This is a genomic window from Streptomyces sp. NP160 (assembly GCF_006335115.1).
GTDB lineage: Bacteria > Actinomycetota > Actinomycetes > Actinomycetales > Quadrisphaeraceae > Quadrisphaera.
In genome coordinates this window covers 1-5,467 of sequence record NZ_VDMJ01000058.1, presented here as the reverse complement: position 1 = coordinate 5,467, position 5,467 = coordinate 1, and the positions used below count along the sequence as shown (strand labels likewise).

At 58.8% G+C, this 5,467-nt stretch carries 3 rRNA genes; all 3 read left to right on the top strand.

The window, feature by feature from the left end:
• Nucleotides 1-26: 26 nt before the first annotated feature.
• The 3 genes from FHN55_RS21535 (at nucleotide 27) to rrf (ending at nucleotide 5,460) form a co-directional block, all read left to right on the top strand.
• Nucleotides 27-1,540: ribosomal RNA gene (locus tag FHN55_RS21535) — 16S ribosomal RNA — on the top strand.
• 515 nt (nucleotides 1,541-2,055) lie between these two features.
• Nucleotides 2,056-5,180, top strand: a 23S ribosomal RNA gene (locus tag FHN55_RS21530).
• Nucleotides 5,181-5,343: 163 nt separating this feature from the next.
• A 5S ribosomal RNA gene (gene rrf, locus FHN55_RS21525) occupies nucleotides 5,344-5,460 on the top strand.
• The 16S, 23S and 5S rRNA genes sit together here, the layout of an rRNA operon.
• Nucleotides 5,461-5,467 lie beyond the last annotated feature (7 nt).

The window sequence follows — 5,467 nt, the reverse complement described above, 5'->3', positions numbered from 1 at the left end:
CCTGGGGTGTGGGTGGGTTTATCACATCAACGGAGAGTTTGATCCTGGCTCAGGACGAACGCTGGCGGCGTGCTTAACACATGCAAGTCGAGCGGTGAACCCTTCGGGGGGATCAGCGGCGAACGGGTGAGTAACACGTGAGCAACCTGCCCCTGACTCTGGGATAGCCTCGGGAAACCGGGATTAATACCGGATATGACATCGCCTCGCATGGGGTGGTGTGGAAAGTTTTTCGGTCAGGGATGGGCTCGCGGCCTATCAGCTTGTTGGTGGGGTGATGGCCTACCAAGGCGACGACGGGTAGCCGGCCTGAGAGGGTGACCGGCCACACTGGGACTGAGACACGGCCCAGACTCCTACGGGAGGCAGCAGTGGGGAATATTGCGCAATGGGCGAAAGCCTGACGCAGCGACGCCGCGTGAGGGATGAAGGCCTTCGGGTTGTAAACCTCTTTCAGCAGGGAAGAAGCGCAAGTGACGGTACCTGCAGAAGAAGCACCGGCTAACTACGTGCCAGCAGCCGCGGTAATACGTAGGGTGCAAGCGTTGTCCGGAATTATTGGGCGTAAAGAGCTCGTAGGCGGTTTGTCGCGTCTGCTGTGAAAACGCGGGGCTCAACTCCGCGCCTGCAGTGGGTACGGGCAGACTAGAGTGCAGTAGGGGAGACTGGAATTCCTGGTGTAGCGGTGGAATGCGCAGATATCAGGAGGAACACCGGTGGCGAAGGCGGGTCTCTGGGCTGTAACTGACGCTGAGGAGCGAAAGCGTGGGTAGCGAACAGGATTAGATACCCTGGTAGTCCACGCCGTAAACGTTGGGCGCTAGGTGTGGGGCTCATTCCACGAGTTCCGTGCCGCAGCAAACGCATTAAGCGCCCCGCCTGGGGAGTACGGCCGCAAGGCTAAAACTCAAAGGAATTGACGGGGCCCCGCACAAGCGGCGGAGCATGCGGATTAATTCGATGCAACGCGAAGAACCTTACCAAGGCTTGACATGCAGGGTAATCCGGCAGAGATGTCGGGTCCGCAAGGGATCTTGCACAGGTGGTGCATGGTTGTCGTCAGCTCGTGTCGTGAGATGTTGGGTTAAGTCCCGCAACGAGCGCAACCCTCGTCCTATGTTGCCAGCGCGTGATGGCGGGGACTCATAGGAGACTGCCGGGGTCAACTCGGAGGAAGGTGGGGATGACGTCAAATCATCATGCCCCTTATGTCTTGGGCTTCACGCATGCTACAATGGCCAGTACAAAGGGCTGCGAGACCGTGAGGTGGAGCGAATCCCAAAAAGCTGGTCTCAGTTCGGATCGGGGTCTGCAACTCGACCCCGTGAAGTCGGAGTCGCTAGTAATCGCAGATCAGCAACGCTGCGGTGAATACGTTCCCGGGGCTTGTACACACCGCCCGTCACGTCACGAAAGTTGGTAACACCCGAAGCCGGTGGCCTAACCCTTGTGGGGGGAGCCGTCGAAGGTGGGACTGGCGATTGGGACGAAGTCGTAACAAGGTAGCCGTACCGGAAGGTGCGGCTGGATCACCTCCTTTCTAAGGAGCATTTTCACCAGCGCACAGGCGCTCACCTCCGTCGTGGGGTGGGGGCGCGGTGGTGACAGCCACGCTGCGGGCGAACGCCCCGTGGGTGGTGCTCAAGGGTGGAACATCGACATGGCGTTGCAGCTGCGAGCTCTTCCTCGTACGCCTGCTGCTGGTCTCATCCTTCGGGGTGGGCGGCTTGTCCGTGCTGCTGGTCCTTCGGGGCTGGGGTGGGGCAGGTGGTGGTGGGTTGGATCGGTGGGGTTGGTGGGTGTGGTGTCGGGCACGCTGTTGGGTCCTGAGGGAACGAACCTTCGGGGCTGGCTTCCTGCTGTGGTGGGGGGTTGGTCGCCGGGTCGTTGCTTCGCAGGGCTGCATCTGGTCAGTCGTACCGCTTCTGTCTGCTCGTTCTTGTGGGTGAGTGGGTGGGGGTTGGCGCTGGGATCTGGGTGTGGGTTCGCCCGTTGCTTGAGAACTGCACAGTGGACGCGAGCATCTTTAGTCTTTGCTGATCGCATTTTGTGTGTGGTCAAGTTTTTAAGGGCATACGGTGGATGCCTTGGCACCAGGAGCCGAAGAAGGACGTAGGAGCCTGCGATAAGCCTCGGGGAGTTGGCAACCGAACTGTGATCCGAGGATTTCCGAATGGGGAAACCCCGCTGGAGTCATGTCCAGTGACCCGCATCTGAACACATAGGGTGCGTGGAGGGAACGTGGGGAAGTGAAACATCTCAGTACCCACAGGAAGAGAAAGCAACCGCGATTCCGTGAGTAGTGGCGAGCGAAAGCGGAAGAGGCTAAACCGGTCATGTGTGATAGCTGCTAGGCGTTGCATGGTCGGGGTCGTGGGACTCATCGGATCGGGCTAGCACTCGGTCAAGGAGTAAGAAAGTCGCGTCATAGTCGAAGGGCATTGAATGGCCCGGCACAGAGGGTGGGACCCCCGTAGACGAAATGGCGTGGCCTCCTGATGGGTATCCCAAGTAGCACGGGGCCCGAGAAATCCCGTGTGAATCTGGGGGGACCACCCCCTAAGCCTGAATACTCCCTGGTGACCGATAGCGGACAGTACCGTGAGGGAATGGTGAAAAGTACCCCGGGAGGGGAGTGAAATAGTACCTGAAACCGTGTGCCTACAATCCGTCGGAGCCTCCTTGGTTGGGGTGACGGCGTGCCTTTTGAAGAATGAGCCTGCGAGTTAGTGGTACGTGGCGAGGTTAACCCGTGTGGGGAAGCCGTAGCGAAAGCGAGTCCGAACAGGGCGTATGAGTCGCGTGCTCTAGACCCGAAGCGAAGTGATCTACCCATGGGCAGGTTGAAGCGCGGGTAAGACCGCGTGGAGGACCGAACCCACCAGGGTTGAAAACCTGGGGGATGACCTGTGGGTAGGGGTGAAAGGCCAATCAAACTTCGTGATAGCTGGTTCTCCCCGAAATGCATTTAGGTGCAGCGTCACGTGTTTCTTGCCGGAGGTAGAGCTACTGGATGGCCGATGGGCCCCACAAGGTTACTGACGTCAGCCAAACTCCGAATGCCGGTAAGTGAGAGCGTGGCAGTGAGACTGCGGGGGATAAGCTTCGTAGTCGAGAGGGAAACAGCCCAGACCACCAGCTAAGGCCCCTAAGCGTGTGCTAAGTGGGAAAGGATGTGGAGTTGCACAGACAACCAGGAGGTTGGCTTAGAAGCAGCCACCCTTGAAAGAGTGCGTAATAGCTCACTGGTCAAGTGATTCCGCGCCGACAATGTAGCGGGGCTCAAGCACACCGCCGAAGCTGTGGCATTCACACATCGATCAGCCTGCTGCTTGCAGTGGGTTCAGTCGTGTGGATGGGTAGGGGAGCGTCGTGTGGCGGGTGAAGCGGCGGAGTGATCCAGTCGTGGACGCCACACGAGTGAGAATGCAGGCATGAGTAGCGAAAGACGGGTGAGAATCCCGTCCGCCGAATGACCAAGGGTTCCAGGGCCAGGCTCATCCGCCCTGGGTAAGTCGGGACCTAAGGCGAGGCCGACAGGCGTAGTCGATGGACAACGGGTTGATATTCCCGTACCGGCGAAGAACCGCCCATACCGAGCCCGGGGATGCTAAGCGCCCAAAGCCTTCGGAACCTTCGGGTGATGTTGGTGGAGCGCGCGACCCGATCCGGTAGTAGGTAAGCGCATTAACAGGGGTGACGCAGGAAGGTAGCCACCGCGTGGCGATGGTAGTCCACGTCCAAGGGTGTAGGGCGAGGTGTAGGCAAATCCGCACCTCTCACTTCAATGTGGAGTCTGAGACCTGATGGTGACCGCGTATGCGGGAAGCAGGGTGATCCTATGCTGCCTAGAAAAGCCTCGGCGTGAGGTTCAAGCCGCCCGTACCCCAAACCGACTCAGGTGGTCAGGTAGAGAATACCAAGGCGACGAGAGAATCGTGGTTAAGGAACTCGGCAAAATGCCCCCGTAACTTCGGGAGAAGGGGGGCCCTAGCGTTGAAACCCTTGCGGGTTAGGCGCGACGGCCGCAGAGACCAGGGAGAAGCGACTGTTTACTAAAAACACAGGTCCGTGCGAAGTCGCAAGACGATGTATACGGACTGACGCCTGCCCGGTGCTGGAACGTTAAGGGGACGGGTCAGCTGGTTCGCCAGCGAAGCTCAGAACTTAAGCGCCAGTAAACGGCGGTGGTAACTATAACCATCCTAAGGTAGCGAAATTCCTTGTCGGGTAAGTTCCGACCTGCACGAATGGCGTAACGACTTCTCCGCTGTCTCAACCGCGAACTCGGCGAAATTGCACTACGAGTAAAGATGCTCGTTACGCGCAGCAGGACGGAAAGACCCCGGGACCTTCACTATAGCTTGGTATTGGTGTTCGGTACGGCTTGTGTAGGATAGGTGGGAGACTGTGAAGTCGGCACGCCAGTGTCGGTGGAGTCATCGTTGAAATACCACTCTGGTCGTTCTGGACATCTAACTTCGGTCCGTGATCCGGATCAGGGACAGTGCCTGGTGGGTAGTTTAACTGGGGCGGTTGCCTCCTAAAGAGTAACGGAGGCGCTCAAAGGTTCCCTCATCCTGGTTGGCAATCAGGTGTCGAGTGTAAGTGCACAAGGGAGCTTGACTGCGAGACTGACAGGTCGAGCAGGGACGAAAGTCGGAACTAGTGATCCGGCCGTGGTTTGTGGAAACGCGGTCGCTCAACGGATAAAAGGTACCCCGGGGATAACAGGCTGATCTTGCCCAAGAGTCCATATCGACGGCATGGTTTGGCACCTCGATGTCGGCTCGTCGCATCCTGGGGCTGGAGTAGGTCCCAAGGGTTGGGCTGTTCGCCCATTAAAGCGGTACGCGAGCTGGGTTTAGAACGTCGTGAGACAGTTCGGTCCCTATCCGCTGCGCGCGTTGGAGACTTGAGAAGGGCTGTCCCTAGTACGAGAGGACCGGGACGGACGAACCTCTGGTGTGCCAGTTGTTCCGCCAGGAGCACGGCTGGTTGGCTACGTTCGGGAGGGATAACCGCTGAAAGCATCTAAGCGGGAAGCCTGCTTCAAGATGAGGTCTCCATGGACTTCGAGTCCGAGAGGCTCCCAGCAGACTACTGGGTTGATAGGCCGGATGTGGACGACCAGTAATGGTTGCAGCTGACCGGTACTAATAAGCCGATGACTTGCCACACCCCAACACTGTTGGAAGGTGGTCGGTGAGACTCAAAGTTGAGAACGGAAGTTCTGTTCGCGTCCACTGTGCGGTTCCCGAGTCACGGGTGACCACTCCTTGCCCGCCCCCGCTTAACACGGGCGGTGTGGTGGGAGGGGGGTGCCTCAGAACTCGATAGTGTTACGGCGGTCATAGCGGTGGGGAAACGCCCGGTCCCATTCCGAACCCGGAAGCTAAGCCCACCAGCGCCGATGGTACTGCCCGGGAAGCTGGGTGGGAGAGTAGGTCACCGCCGGACATCCTTT